The sequence below is a fragment of the Mesorhizobium sp. B1-1-8 genome, assembly GCF_006442795.2.
GTDB lineage: Bacteria > Pseudomonadota > Alphaproteobacteria > Rhizobiales > Rhizobiaceae > Mesorhizobium.
The window spans coordinates 4,359,409-4,376,634 of the sequence record NZ_CP083956.1 but is presented as its reverse complement, the minus strand read 5'-3'; the positions used below and the strand labels follow the sequence as shown (position 1 = coordinate 4,376,634).

The 17,226-nt window shown below is 64.9% G+C and carries 16 protein-coding genes; 14 read left to right on the top strand and 2 right to left on the bottom strand.

Going from position 1 to position 17,226, the window contains the following annotated elements:
- Positions 1–42 precede the first annotated feature (42 nt).
- The 13 genes from FJ974_RS21405 (at position 43) to FJ974_RS21340 (ending at position 13,793) form a co-directional block, all read left to right on the top strand.
- Positions 43–948 (top strand): Ku protein, encoded by a 906-nt coding sequence (locus tag FJ974_RS21405; protein WP_140539183.1) that lies wholly within the window; start codon positions 43–45, stop codon positions 946–948.
- Complete coding sequence (locus FJ974_RS21400; RefSeq protein WP_226891327.1) at positions 945–2,066, top strand: tetratricopeptide repeat protein; 1,122 nt, start codon at positions 945–947, stop codon at positions 2,064–2,066. Before FJ974_RS21405 ends, FJ974_RS21400 begins: the two co-directional genes overlap by 4 nt.
- A 1-nt stretch (position 2,067) precedes the next feature.
- Positions 2,068–2,313 (top strand): hypothetical protein, encoded by a 246-nt coding sequence (locus FJ974_RS21395; RefSeq protein ID WP_140539184.1) that lies wholly within the window; start codon positions 2,068–2,070, stop codon positions 2,311–2,313.
- Entirely contained in the window at positions 2,249–2,746 is a 498-nt protein-coding gene (locus FJ974_RS21390) for a hypothetical protein (protein ID WP_140539185.1), read from the top strand. The genes FJ974_RS21395 and FJ974_RS21390 overlap by 65 nt, the downstream gene beginning before the upstream one ends.
- A gap of 72 nt (positions 2,747–2,818) precedes the next feature.
- Positions 2,819–3,463, top strand: a complete 645-nt coding sequence (locus FJ974_RS21385; RefSeq protein WP_140539186.1) for an alpha/beta fold hydrolase — start codon at positions 2,819–2,821, stop codon at positions 3,461–3,463.
- 3 nt (positions 3,464–3,466) lie between these two features.
- A complete protein-coding gene (xth, locus tag FJ974_RS21380) occupies positions 3,467–4,237 on the top strand; it encodes an exodeoxyribonuclease III (RefSeq protein WP_140539187.1) in 771 nt (256 codons plus the stop codon).
- 735 nt (positions 4,238–4,972) lie between these two features.
- Positions 4,973–6,346, top strand: a complete 1,374-nt coding sequence (locus tag FJ974_RS21370) for a cytochrome c (RefSeq protein ID WP_140539189.1) — start codon at positions 4,973–4,975, stop codon at positions 6,344–6,346.
- Positions 6,346–6,849: a (2Fe-2S)-binding protein gene (locus FJ974_RS21365; RefSeq protein WP_140539190.1), complete on the top strand. Its 504-nt coding sequence runs from the start codon at positions 6,346–6,348 to the stop codon at positions 6,847–6,849. The genes FJ974_RS21370 and FJ974_RS21365 overlap by 1 nt, the downstream gene beginning before the upstream one ends.
- Complete coding sequence (locus tag FJ974_RS21360; RefSeq protein WP_140539194.1) at positions 6,849–9,092, top strand: xanthine dehydrogenase family protein molybdopterin-binding subunit; 2,244 nt, start codon at positions 6,849–6,851, stop codon at positions 9,090–9,092. The genes FJ974_RS21365 and FJ974_RS21360 overlap by 1 nt, the downstream gene beginning before the upstream one ends.
- A gap of 252 nt (positions 9,093–9,344) precedes the next feature.
- The gene (locus FJ974_RS21355; RefSeq protein WP_140539191.1) at positions 9,345–11,357 is read left to right on the top strand and encodes an amidase; all 2,013 of its coding nucleotides are present in this window, start codon (positions 9,345–9,347) and stop codon (positions 11,355–11,357) included.
- A gap of 128 nt (positions 11,358–11,485) precedes the next feature.
- Positions 11,486–12,691: an integrase core domain-containing protein gene (locus FJ974_RS21350; RefSeq protein WP_140539330.1), complete on the top strand. Its 1,206-nt coding sequence runs from the start codon at positions 11,486–11,488 to the stop codon at positions 12,689–12,691.
- Positions 12,692–12,773: 82 nt separating this feature from the next.
- A complete protein-coding gene (locus FJ974_RS21345; RefSeq protein WP_140538993.1) occupies positions 12,774–13,322 on the top strand; it encodes an isochorismatase family protein in 549 nt (182 codons plus the stop codon).
- A 15-nt stretch (positions 13,323–13,337) separates the two neighbouring features.
- Positions 13,338–13,793 (top strand): GFA family protein, encoded by a 456-nt coding sequence (locus tag FJ974_RS21340; RefSeq protein WP_140538992.1) that lies wholly within the window; start codon positions 13,338–13,340, stop codon positions 13,791–13,793.
- A gap of 669 nt (positions 13,794–14,462) precedes the next feature.
- Here the strand turns inward: FJ974_RS21340 and FJ974_RS21335 are convergent.
- Positions 14,463–15,203: a sulfotransferase family protein gene (locus FJ974_RS21335; RefSeq protein ID WP_140538991.1), complete on the bottom strand. Its 741-nt coding sequence runs from the start codon at positions 15,201–15,203 to the stop codon at positions 14,463–14,465.
- Between the two features lie 227 nt (positions 15,204–15,430).
- Positions 15,431–15,706 (bottom strand): hypothetical protein, encoded by a 276-nt coding sequence (locus FJ974_RS21330; protein ID WP_140538990.1) that lies wholly within the window; start codon positions 15,704–15,706, stop codon positions 15,431–15,433.
- Positions 15,707–16,006: 300 nt separating this feature from the next.
- Here FJ974_RS21330 and FJ974_RS21325 point away from each other — a divergent pair, with 300 nt between their 5' ends.
- On the top strand, positions 16,007–17,176 hold the full coding sequence (locus FJ974_RS21325) for a PLP-dependent aminotransferase family protein (RefSeq protein ID WP_181177338.1): 1,170 nt from the start codon (positions 16,007–16,009) through the stop codon (positions 17,174–17,176).
- The last annotated feature ends 50 nt before the right edge of the window (positions 17,177–17,226 follow it).

Here is a 17,226-nt window from a genome sequence, read left to right as displayed (position 1 = left end):
GCTGCAAATAACTGTCGGTGCATGGCCGCGTAGGAGTTCATCATGGCGCCCAGGGCAAGTTGGAAAGGTTACCTCAAGCTCAGCCTCGTCAGCTGTCCGGTCCGGCTTTATCCGGCCACCAGCGCCAGCGAGCGCATCTCGTTCAACCAGCTGCACAAGAAGACCCACAACCGCATCAACATGAAGCCGGTCGATCCCGAGCTCGGACTTGTCGAGCGCTCGGACCTGGTTCGCGGCTACGAATACGAGGACAAGCAGTATATCATCATCGATGATGCCGACCTCGATACGGTCAGGATCGAATCCAATCACACGATGAACATCGAGGCCTTCGTCGACGAGGACGAGGTCGACGTCATCTATCAGGACGCGCCCTATTACCTGGCTCCGGACGGCGCTATGGCCGAGGAGACGTTCGCGGTGCTGCGCGAGGCCATGCGCCAATCCGGCAAGCTGGCGATAGCCCGCCTCGTGCTTTCCAGTCGCGAGCGCGTGGTGACGATCGGCGCGCGCGAGAACGGCATGTTCGTCTGCACCTTGAGGAATCCCAACGAAGTGCGCGGCACGGCTGAATATTTCGGCAACATCCCGGATGCCAAGCCCGACCCCGAAATGCTGCAGCTGGCCGAGGCGCTGATCAAGCAGAAGGAAACCCACTTCGATCCAAAGAATTACGAGGATCGCTATGAGGTGGCGCTGATGGCGATGATCCGCGAGAAGCTCAAGGGCCACAAGCCGATCATCGCGGCCGCCCCCGAGCGCGGCAACGTCATCAACCTGATGGATGCGCTGAAGGCGAGCCTGTCGCAGTCCGCCAAGCCGCCGGCCAAATCGAAGAGCAAGGCCGACGAGGCGCCGGCCAAGCCCGCCGCCAAGGGCAAGGCGGCGCCGAAGGAAAATCCGCTGAAGGCGAACCTGCTGAAGGCTGTCGGCAAGAGCAAGGCGTGACGGGCAGCCCAGTCATCGTTCCCGGCGCGGTCTTTGGCGTCGTCGGCGCGCTGGCCGCCTTTCCGCTCAGGCTCGCCGCGCGCGAGGTCGAGCGCCGTCATGCGGAGCTGAGGCGAGGCGTCACAAGGCGCACCACGCATGTCGTGTTCGGGCGCGCGTTGCTCGTCAAAGCCGCACTGGCCAAGACCGGCGACGCCGAGATCGAACGCCGCGTCGCCGCCGAGCGCGGGGCTGGGCGCATGCTTGTCAGCGAGAACGGTTTCTTGCGCCTGCTCGGCCTGTTGAAAGGGCCGGAGGCGTCCTCGCTTTCCCGCCAATCGCTCATCGACCAGTCCCGGCTTGCCGCCGACGATCTCGACATGCTGTCGTTGTTCGACGCCTTCGAGCATGACGGCGAACCCTATTCCTTCCGTGACCTGATCCTGGCCCGAAAATATGCCGGGCTGATCGCCAGCGGCGCCTCCTGGGGCGCCATCGCGCGCTCCGTGCACCGCTCCGGCCCGGTCGCCTCGCTCACCGCCAAGTCGCTCAATCTCGGCTCCCAGCACGGCCGCCCGGACGCGATCTATCTTGACGAGGGCAGGAGCGAGCTCGACGGCCAATTGCTGTTCGATCTGGGGGCGGCGGAAGACGACACGCTGGAAGACCTCTTCGCTGAGGCCGAGGAAGCGGAAGAGGAGGGGCGCCACGACGATGCGGCATCACTCTATCAGCGTTGCCTCGCTATCGACCCGCGCGATGCCGTCGCCGCCTTCAACCGCGCCAACTGCCTGCGCGGCGCCGGGCGCGCCGCTGAGGCAGCGCATGACTACGCCCGCGCGATAAAGCTCGACCCTGGGTTCGTCGAAGCCTGGTTCAACCTCGCCGGCCTGATGAATGACGAGGGCAAGGTGGCGTCTGCGCGGCGTCACCTGCAGAAAGCGATTGCACTCGACAAGACCTATGCCGACCCGGTGTTCAACCTTGCGAAGCTTGAATTCGACGCCGGCGATCTGGCGGAGGCGCGGCGGCTTTGGGCGAGGTATCTGGAACTCGACGCGGAGTCCGAATGGGCTCGGATTGCGCAGAAGGGGATTCAGTTCGTCGATCTGCAGCTGGCGCGGATGTCGGCCTCCTGAAATGCTCGACGCAAAGACCATCCGAATGCGGGTTGCCGAAGAGCTCCATACGCGTCTTGGCGAGAGATGGTTCAAGCCGGGTGGCGCCAAGTTGATCGTCGCGTCGGCGGACAATCTGACCGATTTCACTATCGAGCTGGATTGTTATGCGGACCGTCGTTACGGCGAATATGACTGTTCGATTGACGTCGTCTTCAAATGGAAAAAGTTCGCGAAACTGTGGAAGGATTTTCGACGCCTGGTATGAAATCAAGAATCCAAGTTCGGCTCAGTTCAAAACCCGAGGTTCTCGCCAGCTGAACCGCCAATTCCTCCGGAAAGGATTTGATGCCATCGACGGCGAATTCGTTAAAAGCCGCAGCACATTCTGGGTAGCGACCGAGGCTGATCTCGATGCTTTTATAGCTCGATGCGTCACCGACCTCGACGGCAAGGTCGGTGCGTGGATAAGGCGTTGGTTCACCTGGACCTCGGCGCTGGATGTGATGGATGGCAACGAACAATTGTGCGGCTCACGGCGGGACACCGCCTATTTCTGCCTGATGGAGCAGGTTCACGGGCGGGAAGCTGCCTGCAAATGGGTTGGCAAGATCGACGCGACCGGCTGGCCCGGACTGCTGGCAGCGCAGGTCGAATATCTGCAGTCGCAGGTTTGCGATGCGGCGGCCGCGCAGCCATAGTGGGCGACGGAACAAGCGATCGCGATGTTTGCGCTTGAGCACCCTCTGCCGCCTTTTTGAGAAGGCCTTCTCATGACCTATTTCCTCTTCGACGGCCCGGACACCGCCCCGGTCACCATCATGCTCGCCCACGGCGCCGGCGCGCCGATGGACTCCTCCTCGATGGCCGCCACGGCGAAGGCTCTTGCCGCCGCCGGCTTCCGCGTCGCGCGCTTCGAATTCCACTATATGGCCGCGCGCCGCTACGGCCACCGCAAGCCGCCGCCCCGCGCCGAGACGGTGAACCCGGAATATGTCAAGGCGATTGCCGACCTGCGCGCCAAGGGTATGTCCGGAAAGCTCATCATCGGCGGCAAGTCGATGGGCGGGCGCGTCGCTTCGATGGTCGCCGACGAGATGTCCGCCAAGGGCGAGATTAGTGGGCTGGTCTGCCTCGGCTACCCGTTTCATCCGCCGGGCAAGCCGGAGCAACTGAGGACAAAACACCTCGCCGGTCTCAGGACGCCGACGCTGATCTTCCAGGGCACGCGCGACGAGTTCGGCACGAAGGACGAGGTCGCGACCTACGGTCTTTCGGACGCGATCGAGGTGATCTGGCTGGAGGACGGCGACCACGACTTGAAGCCGCGCAAGGCGGTGTCGGGCTTTTCGACCGCCGACCATCTGAAGACGGTGGCGGAGACGGTGAAGGCATGGGCGGCGCGCCTTGCCGCCTGATCCATGAAACTCGCCACCTTCAACGTCAACAACATCAACAGCCGCCTTGAAAACCTGCTGGCGTGGCTGGCCAACGCAAAACCCGACGTCGTCTGCCTGCAGGAGCTGAAGGCGCGCGACACGCAGTTTCCGCGCACCGCGCTCGCCGCGGCCGGTTACGGTGCGGTGTGGAAGGGCGAGCCGACCTGGAACGGCGTTGCCATCCTGGCGCGGGGCGCCGAGCCGGTGCTGACCCGCGACGCTCTCCCCGGCGACGATGCCGACCGGCAGAGCCGCTACATCGAGGCGGCGGTCGCCGGGATCGTCATTGCTTGCCTCTATGCGCCGAACGGCAACCCGCAGCCGGGGCCGAAATTCGCCTACAAACTCGCCTGGCACGAAAGGTTTGCGGCACACGCCGAACAGCTGCTCGACACCGGCCTGCCGGTGGTGCTGGCGGGCGACTACAACATCGTGCCCGAGCCGCGCGACATCTATCAAACCCGCTCCTATGACGACAACGCGCTGGTGCAGCCGGAAAGTCGGGCGGCCTTCGCAGCACTCATCGAACAGGGCTGGACGGATGCTCTGCGCAAGGTCTATCCGAGAGAGACGCTCTACACCTTTTGGGATTACCGCCGAAACCGCTGGCCGCGCGATGCTGGGCTGCGGCTCGACCACATCCTGTTGTCGAAGAAGCTCGCGCGGAAGCTGAAAGCGGCTGGGATAGACCGCGATGTGCGGAGCCAGGATAACGCCAGCGACCATGCGCCGGTGTGGGTGGAGTTGGGGTGAGTATAGACTCCCTCTGGCCTGCCCGTCCTCCGCAGCAGCTGCGGAGGGTGGACCGGCCATCTCCCCCTCGAGGGCCTTAAGGGGAGATCAGCAGCTCGGGCGCCATTGGCTGCCCTGCATGCTATCGGCAGGCCGCCCGGCGCTCCTATGTTTCAGTACAAACAATCGTCTGCCGGCGAAACCTCTTCCGGCATCAAATATCCGGCCAGCCGGCTGAAAACATTAACCCGGGGGCGGGAGCACGACGACGGAAACGCCACTGGCCGCCGTTACCGCCGAAAGCCTGTCTTTCTTGACAAGGACCGCCTTCTCATAGGTTTTCTTCATGGCCAAACCCTCCACTAAATCCCGTCGAATAATGTCAAGCCTTCGCCCGCTGTCAACCATCGCGGCAGGAATTACCCTCTATTCTTGGGGAATCCGGCGCTTCTGCTTGCTTTTACGACACCGCGTTGCAGGAATGACACTTCAAGCTTTCGGATACTCACGGCGTTGCCGGAAACGATCGCACCATCCGCGACTGGCCGGCGGGCCGGTGGGGATGGTGTGGTGCTGTTTGCCGGCGCGCCGCAGTGATCTGACGAAAGCGTTATCACACGCGCCCTCAATTTCGCGCTGCATCGATTGACGGCCCGCACCTCGAACCTAGTTCTTCCTCCATGTCGGCAGGCGCATTTTCCCGAACGGCCGGATTAACCGCTGCCGCCACGGAGCCGTCACACAAGGAGAAAAACCTTGAAGCGCTTCTGGGCAGGCGTTGTCGTCCTCGTCGTTCTGTGCGCGGCGGGCTTCTTCGCCTACGCCTGGAAGCCCTCGATCGATCCGGTCGAGCCGCCGCAGCGTGCCGCCTTTGACCAGGCGCTGATCGAGAAGGGAGCGGTGTTAGCCTCGGTCGGCAACTGCACTGCCTGCCACACCAAGCCGGGGGAAAAATCCTTCGCCGGCGGGCTGGCGGTGCCGACGCCGTTCGGCACCATCTACTCCACCAACATCACGCCGGATCCCAAGACCGGCATCGGCCGTTGGTCGGAGGCCGCCTTCAGCCGGGCTATGCGCGAGGGTATCGAGCGCGACGGCGATCACCTCTACCCGGCATTCCCGTTCGACCATTTCACGCTTGTGTCCGACGAGGACAACAAGGCGCTCTATGCCTATCTGATGACCCGGCATCCGGTCGAGAACAAGCGCCCGCCCAACGACCTGCCATTCCCGCTCAACATGCGCTTCGTGTTGGCCGGCTGGAAGCTACTCTTCTTCGACAAGGGCGCCTATCGCGAAGATGCCTCCCAAAGCGCCGAGTGGAACCGCGGCGCCTACCTCGTCAACGGGCTCGGCCATTGCGGCGCCTGCCATACGCCGCGCAACCGGCTCGGCGCCGAGGAGAGGGGATCGCACCTTGCCGGCGGCGAGGCCGAGGGCTGGACCGCCTTCGCGCTCGATGGTTCGTCCTCTGCGCCGATACCGTGGACGCATGACAGCCTCTTTGCCTATCTCCGGCAAGGCTGGCAGGCCGACCATGGCGTCGCCAGCGGCCCGATGGCCGAGGTGACCGGCAATCTCGGCCGGCTCCCCGATGCCGACATCAGCGCCATCGCCACCTACCTCATGTCCCGCATGGGCGAGCCGACGCCTGAGCGCGTCGCGAGGGCGAAGGAGATCGGCGCCAAACTGTCGGCCGATGCCGGCGCCACGCCGATACCGGCCAGCGCTTCTGCCGGCAAGCCGACCGGACGCGGCGCCGTGATCTACCAGGCGGCCTGCGCTACCTGCCACGACGGCAGCCGTCCGCAGCCTTTCGGCGGCATCGACTTCCATCTGTCGAGCGCGGTCAACGCGCCCGATCCGCAGAATGCCGTCAACATCGTGCTGTTCGGTCTGCCGGCGGCAAACGGACGCCAGAGCGCGATCATGCCGGGCTTCGCCGCGACGCTGAAGGACGACCAGGTGCTCGATCTGCTCGCCTATCTGCGCGAGGCCTATGCCGGCAAGCCGGCCTGGCAGGATGCGGCGGCGCGGCTCGCCGATACCAGGAGCGGAAAATACCAGGTCAGCGTTCGCCCCTCCGACGGCATCGAGCGCGGCCCGGACAATGTGGGAGCAAAGGACTGATGGTTAAGCTCAACGTCAACGGCGCCGCGCACGACGTCGACATCGATCCGGCGACGCCGCTGCTCTATGTGCTGCGCAACGATCTGAAGCTCAACGGCGCCAAGTTCGGCTGCGGCCTCGGCCAATGCGGCGCCTGCACAGTGATGGTGGACGGCGAGGCCGTCTTTTCCTGCCTGACGCCGGCCATGCTGGTCGAGGGGCGCAAGGTGAGGACCGTCGAGGGATTGGGCACCATCGAAGATCCCGGCCCGATGCAGAAGGCCTTCATCGACGAGCAGGCGGCGCAATGCGGCTATTGCATTGCCGGCATGATGATGCGGGCGCAGGCGCTGCTCGAGGCAAAGCCGGACGCGGCCGACGCCGACATCAGGCAGGCGCTGGAGCCCAACCTCTGCCGCTGCGGCACGCATATGCGCATCCTGCGGGCTGTGGCCCGGGCGCGCGACCTGATGAAATCGAAATCGGCCGGTCTCGTCCCGGCCGCCGCCAGGGGGAGGGCATGATGGACGCGCCGAACTTTCCCGATGTCACGCGGCGTGGCTTCCTGGCTGGCGCCGGCGCGCTGGTCGTGTCCTTCACCATTCCAGCCGGGGCGCAGGAGGCCGCGGCTCCTTCGGCGCCTGCCGCGGAGGCCAGACCGAAACTGCCGGGCAGCCTCGCCGACACGCCGTCGCTGGATGCCTGGATCCGCATCGACGCCGACGGCTCGATCACCGTCTTCACCGGCAAGGCCGAACTTGGCCAGGGCACCAAGACATCTCTGCGCCAGATCGCGGCGGAAGAGCTGGAAGTCGAGCCGGCGGCGATCAAGCTGATCACCGCCGATACCGCGCTGACGCCGGACGAGGGCTATACGGCCGGCAGTCAGACGATCCAGAACAGCGGCACGGCCATTCGCTACGCCTCGGCGCAGGTGCGCCAGATCCTGGCCGCCAAGGCCAGCGAGAAGCTCGGCGTTCCGGCCGACCAGCTCAAGGCATCAGGCGGCAGGATCGGAGCGCCCGGCGGCAAGTCGGTCGGCTATGGCGAGCTGGTCGCGGCCGACTTCCTGCATGTCGACGCCGCGCCCGACACCAGGCTGAAGACGCCGCAGACCTATCATGCGATCGGCAAGCCCTTCGCGCGCGTCGATATCCCGGCCAAGGTCACCGGCGGCGAGGCCTATGTGCAGGACATGCGGCCGCCGGGCATGGTGCATGCCCGCGTCGTGCGGCCGCCGAGCTATGGCGCAAAGCTGATCGATTTCGCTGATGCCGCCGTCAAGGCGATGCCGGGCGTGATCGCGGTGGTGCGCGATGGCGATTTCCTGGCCGTGGTCGCCGAGCAGGAATTCCAGGCGGTGAAGGCCATGCGCGCCATGTCGTCCGCCGCGAAGTGGCAGGAGCAGCCCGCGCTTCCCGACCAGAACGACATGCCGGCCTTCCTGGAGAAAGCCGTTTCGGAAGTCGGTGTCGTGACCTCGGTCGGCGCCGAAAGCGCGCCGGGCGCGAAGACGCTGCAGGCGCAGTTCACCCGCGCGTATCAGATGCATGGCTCGATCGGCCCGTCGAGCGCGATGGCCATGCTCGGCAACGGACTGACGACGGTGTGGACGCACACGCAAGGCGTCTATCCCGACCGCAAGGCGATTGCCGAGATGCTCGGCGTCGGACCTGAAAAGGTGCGCTGTATCCACACCGAGGGCTCTGGCTGCTATGGCCACAACGGCGCCGACGACGCGGCGGCCGATGCCGCGCTGATCGCGCAGAAAGTGCCGGGCAAGCCGGTGCGCGTGCAATGGATGCGTGACCAGGAGCATCTGTGGGAACCATACGGGCCGGCGATGCTCACCAGGGCGGACGCCACGCTCGACCAGAACGGCAGCATCGTCAGCTGGCACTACGACCTGTGGAGCAACAGCCATGGCACGCGGCCGGGTTCGGCCGGATCGCTGATCGCCGGCCGGCTGATGGCGCGGCATTTCCCGCCCGACCCTGCCAAGCTGCAGATCTCGCCGCTCGGCAGCGGCGATCGCAACGCGATCCCGCTCTACGACGTGCCGAACCAGCGCGTGAACTGGCATTTTATCGCCGACATGCCGGTGCGCGTCTCGTCACTGCGCAGCCTCGGCGCTTATTGCAACGTTTTTTCCATCGAGAGTTTCATGGACGAGCTGGCGCTGGCGGCGAACGCCGACCCGCTCGAGTACCGGCTGCGTCACCTGAAGGACCCGCGCGCCAGAAAGGTGATCGAGGTCGCGTCGCAAAAGTTCGGCTGGTCGAAGGATCCGCTGCCGCAAGGCCGGGGCAGGGGCTTTGCTTTTGCCAAATACAAGAACCATGCCGCCTACCTCGCCGTCGCGCTGGAGGCCGATGTCGACCGCGACAGCGGCGCGATCGGAATTTCACATGTGGTTGCCGCCGTCGACTGCGGCGAGGCGGTGGCGCCGGATTCGATCGTCAACCAGACCGAGGGCGGCATCCTCCAGTCGCTAAGCTGGACGCTCTACGAGGCGGTGCATTTCGACAGGACGCGCATCCTGAGCCCTGACTGGTCGGCCTATCCGATCCTGCGCTTCAGCGCCGTGCCCGACAGCGTCGAGGTGCATGTCGTCGACAACCCCGGCTCGCCCTATCTCGGCGTCGCCGAAGCCGCCCAGGGCCCAACCGCCGGCGCCATCGCCAACGCCTTCCGCCACGCGACGGGCAAGCGCATCTACGATCTGCCCTATACGCGTGAACGGGTAAAGGCAGTGCTGGGGGTGTAGCACCAAATCTCCTCCCTTGAGGGGAGATGTCGCCGAAGGCGACAGAGGGGGTCGGTTCGACTGGGCCCGGCCTCCTGCGGAGATGGAGGTTGGCGCTTTATGCGAGGCGACCCCTCTGGCCTGCCGGCCATCTCCCCCTCAAGGGGGGAGATCAGCAGCTTCGACGTCGCCCAGCTCTTTGAGGCGTGACAACAACAGCGCGCGATGCGAGGTTGCGAGCCGTCCTTCCAGCCGCACGATCTCGGGACAATCATGACCGACCTCCACCTCGTCGAAGCCTCGATCGCCGACTTGCGCCGCGCGCTGGAGGACGGCACCGTCACCAGTGTCGAGTTGGTCGGCGCATATCTCAGGCGTATTGCCCATTACGATCGCCACGGCATAGCACTCAACGCCCTGCCAATCCTCAATCCCAACATGTTCGAGGAAGCAGCAGCCTCCGACCGCCGCCGCCGCAAGGGCAGCGTGCTCGGTCCGCTCGACGGCATCCCATACACCGCCAAGGACAGCTACAAAGCCAGGGGCCTGACGGTCGCCGCCGGCTCGCCGGCCTTCGAGCATCTCGTCGCCGGCGAAGACGCCTTCACCATCGCCAGGCTGCGCGCCGCGGGTGCGGTGCTGATCGGGCTCACCAACATGCCGCCGATGGCCAATGGCGGCATGCAGCGCGGCGTCTATGGCCGCGCCGAAAGCCCTTACAACAAGGACTATCTCCCTGCCGCCTTCGCCTCCGGCTCGTCCAACGGTTCGGGCACCGCCACCGCCGCCAGCTTCGCCGCCTTCGGGCTGGGCGAAGAAACCTGGTCGTCCGGCCGCGCGCCGGCCTCCAATAATGCGCTGGTCGCCTACACGCCGTCCCGTGGCGTCATCTCTGTACGCGGCAATTGGCCCTTGGTGCCGACCATGGACGTGGTGGTGCCGCACACGCGCAGCGTGCCGGATATGCTGGAATTGCTGGACGTGATCGTCGCCGACGATACCGAGACGCGCGGCGATTTCTGGCGCGTGCAGCCCTGGGTGCCTATCGCGAAAGCTTCGGCGCTCCGGCCGCCGAGCTATGCCGGGCTCAGGCTGGAGGGCTCGCTAAAAGGCAAGCGGCTCGGCGTGCCGAAAATGTATATCGGCAAGGACAGCGCTGGCGACAGGCCGATCGAGACCCGCGCCTCGGTGCTCGACCTATGGCGGCATGCGGCGGCCGATCTCGAAGCGCTGGGCGCCGAAGTGGTCGAGGTCGATTTCCCTGTCGTCTCGAATTATGAGCGCGACCGCCCCGGCGCGAAAACCATGGCCGATCGCGGGCTGGTGCCGGAGGAATTCTCCGAACGCGAAATCTGGGACCTCTCGATCTGGTCCTGGGACGACTTTTTGCGCGCCAACGCCGACCTCGCCATCCCCGATCTAAGCGCTGTCGACGGTCCGAAGATTTTCCCGCAGCCACCGGGCGCGCTGCCCGACCGCTATGGCGGCGCCGATTTCGACCTCGCCGACTACGTCGAGCGGGCGAAGCGCGGCGTGACGCCGCTGAAGGACATTCCCGCCATCAAGGACGGACTCAAGGGACTGGAGGAAACGCGCCGCATCGACTTCGAGGACTGGCTGGATGCGAACGGGCTCGACGCCGTGGTGCTGCCCGCGGTCGCCGATGTCGGTCCTGCCGATGCCGACGTCAACGAGGCCTCCGCCGCCCTTGCCTGGCGCAACGGCACCTGGGTCGCCAACGGCAATCTGGTCTGGCGCCATCTCGGCATCCCGACGGTGACCGTGCCAATGGGCGCGATGGCCGATATCGGAATGCCGGTCGGGCTAACCTTCGCCAGCAAGGCCCATGACGATGTGGCGCTGCTCACCATCGCCGGCGACTATGAGCGCGCAACAAGGCGCCGCACCGTCCCGCCGCGCACGCCGGCGCTGGCGGACGATGTGTTTGCAGGCGAAGGCGGGGTGACGCGCCGTACTGGCGACACACCGCTTAGCCTTACGCTGGCTGCTGAGACGACCCGCGCCGGCGACATGGACGAGATCGCGATTGCGCTGGACATCGAGGCGGGCGAGCCGGCTGCCGTCAAGGTCCATGTCAACGGCGAGCCGGTTATCCTGCAGGCAAGCGACAACCGGTACACCGGTCGCGCTGTTGTCCCGGCTTCCACGCATCAAGGCTTCCACAGTGTCTGGCGTGGTTCCTACGGCTCGATCGTCACGGCGATTGTGCGGCTGCCGGATGGACGCGCCGCCGGAGCATATGTTGTGACCGGCGGGATTGAATGAGGCGCTGAAGCTGCTGATCTCCCCCCCGAGGGGGGAGATTACCCCAACCTGTCCGAACCGGATAGATAGGTAACAGAATGGACCGATTAGATGGGTGACAGTTTTCTTGTCCGCCGGGAGGACCGGCGATGGTTTGGCGAGAGACTGGGCTCATGGATGAGCGGCTTCGTTTTGTTGCGGAATGCCTATCTGGCGAGGAGACGATGACGCAGCTTTGTGCTGCCTTCGAGATCTCGCGCAAGACCGGTTACAAATGGCTTGGACGTTACCGGGCGTTCGGGCCGGAAGGCCTGCACGACCAGCCGCGGGCGCCGCTCGAGCACGGCCGTGCCACGGCAGCGGAGCTGGTGGAGCGGATCGTGGCGCAGAAGGAAGCGCATCCGCTGTGGGGGCCGAAGAAGATCATGGCCCGGCTGAAGCGGGCGGAGCCCAGCTGCAGCTGGCCGGCGGTGTCGACAGCCGGCGAGATTCTGAAGCGGCATGGCCTTGTCGGGCGTCGGCGCGCGCGCTGGAGAGCGGCGGGCAACGGTCCATGGCCGGAGCCTGAGGCGGCGAACGCGCTGTGGACGGGAGATCACAAGGGCTGGTTCCGGACCGGCGACGGCTGGCGCTGCGAGCCGCTGACGGTGATGGATGGGGCGTGCCGCTACCTGTTGGCGCTGGCGGCGATCGGCTCGACGTCGGAGGGTGAAGCCTGGCCGGTGTTTGAACGGACATTCGAGGAGCATGGCCTGCCGGATCGGTTCAGAAGCGACAATGGGGCGCCGTTCGCGTCAGCCGGCGTCACCGGGCTGACGCCGCTTGCGGTGCGCTTCATCAAGCTCGGTATCGTGCTGGAGCGCATTCAGCCGGGCAAACCGCAGCAGAACGGATGCCATGAGCGCTTCCACCTGACCATGCTGCCGCTGGCCAAGGCGCCGGAGGCCGACAGGGCCGCCCAGGCTCGGGCTTTCGAGGCTTTCCGGCGCGAGTATAACGAGGAGCGCCCGCACGAGGCGCTGGGTATGGACACGCCGGCACAGCATTACCGCCCCTCGACCCGCGCCATGCCGAAGACGACACCAGAGCCGGACTATCCGGCCGAAGCTGCGGTGCGCAGCGTGCGCCAAAACGGCGAGATCAAGTGGAACGGCGACTTCATCTACGTCTCAAAAGCGCTGGCCGGTGAAGCGATTGCCGCAACCGAGACCGAGAATGGGGAATGGGCACTCCACTTCTATGCCCATCCGCTCGGCTTCATTGACGGCCGACACAAGAAACTGGTCCGCCGCAGTGCCGTTCAACCCCGACCAGACGGCACTGCGGCGGACAGCAACTCAGGGAGAAAACTGTAACCCATGTATCCGGTTCAAAGTGTTACCCATCTATCGGCTGGACAAACCTTGACCCATCCCCTGCCCACGTTATCTTCGCGCCATGCCATCCTCCGCCCCTTCCGCCGCCGCGCCGCTCATCGTCATCGATCTCCAGACCGGCATGTTTGACGGCCTGCTCGAGCCGCCGATCCACGATGCCGAGACCATCGCCGAGCGCGCCCGCGCGGTGATCGACTGGGCGCGGCGCAGCGGCCGCAAGGTCGCCTTCGTCCGCCACGATGGGCCGGTCGGCGAACCGCTGGCGCCGGGCGCTTCCGGCTGGCCGGTATGGCCGGCGCTCGGCCAGGCCGCCGACGAGCCGACTTTTTCCAAGAGCGTCGGTAATGCGTTTTCCAACCCGGCCCTTGCCGAATGGGTGGTGGGGCAGGGTGCCCGGGAAGTCGTGCTGCTCGGCGCGCAGACCGACTTCTGCATTGCTGCGACCGTTAAGGGTGCCTTTGCCGAAGGGCTCGGCGTCACCGTGGTCTCCGACGCCCACTCGACGCTTGACAGCCAGACGGAGAGGGCGCCGGAGATCATCGCCCGCCACAACGCAGCCTTCGAGAAGGATGGCGTGCGGCTGGCGACGACCGCATCGCTGACCAACTGACCACGGAGACCGCCTTTGCCAAGCCCCAACCTGCCCGCCGAAGGCGGCTGCCGCTGCGGCCGCGTGCGCCTGAGGATTTCGGCAAAACCCTTGCTCACCATGGCCTGCCACTGCACCGGCTGCCAGTCGATGTCGGCAAGTGCTTTTTCGCTGAGCGCCGCCATTCCTTCGCAGGGCTTCGAGGTGACCAAGGGCGAGCCGGTGATCGGCGGGCTGCATGGCGCGTCGAAACATTACTTCTGCGGCCACTGCATGAGCTGGATATTCACCCGGCCCGAAGGGCTCGACTGGTTCGTCAATCTGCGCCCGACCATGCTCGACGATCCGAGCTGGTTCACGCCCTTCATCGAGACCTGGACCAGCGAGAAGCTGCCCTGGGCGACGACGCCCGCCATGCACAGCTACGCGGCGCTGCCGGCTTTCGAGGAGTATGAGGGATTGGTCGCGCAATACGCCGCGACGCAGGCCTGATTTGCCCTGACAAAAATGGCGACCCAGAGGTCGCCGTTTGGCCTTGCATGGTCGACGCAGCCGTTGGGGGCGCATTGTTGGGGATGTGCTTGGGCGTCCGCGTCGACCACGGCGGCCTCGTACCGCGGATAAACCATCGCACATTTTTTGCGCGCGGAAACTTCCGTGAACGCGGAATATGGCAGGCGTGGCAGCGACTGATCAACGACCGCAAGGTCCGCCGGGCGGTGCTGTAGATTAGTTTGCGTGCAAATGTTTCAGGCCGGCGCGGTTCTGTGAAGTCGTTCACCGTTCGCGCGCAATCGACCGGATACAGACGCACTCCAAAAGCAGCGCCGGCCCGGTGAACGGGCGGCACCGGGTCTTTCCGCCGCTGATTATGGAGGTCGCGATGTTTAAAAGCCTTAGCCGAATCCGGGCCGCCTTTGCGCGGGCCACCAAGCTCCGGCGTACGACGCGTGAGCTGAACCAACTGCCGCCGGAGATCCAGAGGGACATCGGCTGGTCCGAGAGGGAGAAGGCCGACGAAATCCGCTTGCCGTTCTGAAGTAAAGCATGTCGCCCAAAAGTGCGCAGCGGTTTTGGGAGAACGACATGCGTGAAAACAGAGGCATGTCGCCCAAAAATGCGCAGCGGTTTTGGGGAACGACAGGGCCGGTCGCCGGAGGGCTACTCCAGCCACCACCATAGCCCGCCGATCACCAGCGCCACCGCCGCTATATAGGCGGCAAGCATGATGTAGGCGCCCTTGATGATGTCGCCGATGATCTTCTTGATCGAGGCGCGGTCGTTGAGGTTGGGGAACGGTTCGTTGGGCTGCGCGACATCGAGGAAATCGCAGAGCGGCGCCCAGCCGTCACTCACCTTGAACACCAGCAGCTTGTCGGCCGGCACCGCAGCCTTCACCTCGTCAATATAGGAATTGTAGCGCGCCACGGCCTTGTCGCGGTCGCCCATCACGCCCTTCAGCGTGCGGCCCCAGACCAGCTTTCTCGACATGTCGCCGAACTTCCGGCCGAACGGCGTCAGCCATTCGAGCACCTTGAACTGCCAGACATTTTCGGTGAAGTAGATGGTGTCGATGGTGCTTTCGTACCAGGCCTCGGCGCCGCGCGGGTGCAGCGTCAGCAGCACCTTGGCTTCCGGGTAGGCGGCCATCAATTCCCTCCAGACGCAGCAGCCCGGATTGTCGACGGTCGCCTTGTAGTTGGCGAACACCCGGTTCCAGTCGTGCTGGCTGCCCGGCGGGCTGTTGGCCACCTTGCGCCAGAAATCGAGATGGCCCTTGTTGGTCTTGTTGATGATGACTTCCTGCATGTGGTAGCTCGGCAGGCCGAGCTTGTTCAGCGCTGCGAATGTCGACCACGTTCCGGTGCGGCCGAACCCGGCTCCGATAAGTTCGAGTGTCATTGCTTCCCCACCGGTTTGGACCAGTTTTCCTTTTTCTTCCTGGTCCGCCGCAACGAGGTTTGCATCCGCGATACGGGCGCGCAACGAATTTCTATTCGTGGTCGCTAAAATGTTTGGGATCGATCGCAGCCGAGCCCGCGGCATGCCGATGAACCGCTACCCGTGTTATGGGCTGCCACAGTCGTTGCGCCGGCTGCCAGGATGCAGCCGGCACCTGCCCGGCGATGTCAGGCGTGACCGGCCAGCGCGTTCAGCTTCGCGCAGAATTCGGCATGCGGCTTGCTCATTGACGGGTCGTTGCATTCCTTCATCATCGCCGCCTGGTTCTTTTTCGACATGTTGGCCCAGACCTTCTTCATCTGGGCGTCCGACTTCATTGTCTTCATGGTCTTATCGGTAAAAAAGGGAGCCATCATCTTCGGCTCGTCGAGCATACCGGCAAACGCCGTGCCGGTGATGACCGAGGCAGTCAATAGGCTCAGAAGCGCAGTCTTCGTTTTCATGTCTGTACCTCCCCATCATGGTGACCCCGAGCGAAGCGCCTTGACCAGTACCGCCAATGGTAGCTGAATTAGAGGTAGCTTATATTCGGGGACAGCCAAATAAACGCGCTGGTCGACCATAGGTTCCTCCGGCGAATGGGCGCGTCCGGCGATTGGCCTGCGCGCGTTTGCGTTACTGGGCTATTCATTTCGCTGGAAAAGCCTGATAATAGGTCAGCCATCTTGACCTAAACGCAAAACTCGTCCCGCGGGAGGTGCGCCTTGACCCTGTTGAACCTTCTGGCCTCGCGCTCATCGCGTATGAAGGCCTCGGAAATCCGCGAGTTGCTCAAGCTGCTCGACCAGCCCGACATCATCTCGTTCGCCGGCGGAATTCCGGACCCGTCGCTGTTTCCGGCCGAGGCCATCGCCGACGCCTATCAGGCAGTGCTCGGCGGCGCGGAGGCGGGCGCTGCCCTGCAATACCAGGTCAGCGAAGGATTTCTGCCGCTGCGCAAATGGTTGGCCGATTACATGAGCGCGCTCGGCGTCCAGTGCGACGAGGGCAACATCTTCATCACCTCCGGCTCGCAGCAGGCGCTCGACTATCTCGGCAAGCTGTTCCTGTCGCCCGGCGACACGGCGCTGGTCACCTGGCCGACCTATCTCGGCGCGCTGCAGGCCTTCAACGCCTATGAGCCGCGCTATGACAGGCTGAACACGGCCGGCGGCAACATGACGCCGGGAGCCTATCGAGCCGCCGCGGCAGCGAATGGCGGGCGGGTGAAATTCGCCTATCTGGTGCCGGATTTCGCCAATCCGACCGGCAACACGCTGGACGCCAGGCAGCGCGAGGCGGTGCTCGATCTCGCCGGCGAGCTCGATATCGCCGTCATCGAGGACGCCGCCTATCGCGCGCTGCGCTATGACGGCGAGGGCGTGCCGCCGATCCTTGCGCTCGACTGCGCGCGCTCAGGCGGCATCGACGAGGCGCGCACGCTCTATTGCGGCTCTTTCTCGAAGATACTGTCGCCAGGCATGCGCGTCGGCTGGGTCTGCGGGCCGCGCCATGTGGCGGAAAAGCTGGTGCTGATGAAGCAGGCCTCCGACCTGCACAGCCCGTCGATCAACCAGATGGTCATGCACCGCGTCGCCGAAACCATCTTCGACGGCCAGGTCGAAAAACTGGTCGATGCCTACCGCCGGCGTCGCGACGGCCTGCTTGCCGCGCTCGAGGCCAATATGCCCGACGGCGTCAGCTGGAGCCGGCCGGATGGTGGCATGTTCGTCTGGCTGACGCTGCCGGAAGGCAGCGACGCCACCGAACTGCTGGCCCGCTCGGTCAAGGAGGCGCGCGTCGCCTTCGTGCCCGGCAACGCTTTCTATGCCGACGGCAGCGGCCGCAACACGCTGCGAATGTCGTTCACGCTGGCCGATGCGCGGGCCGTGGGCGAGGGTGTGCCGAGGCTGGCGAAATTGCTGAGAGGTTAGGGCGCCAGTCTCCCCCTCGATGGGGCAGATCGTTACCTCCATAGCCGGCT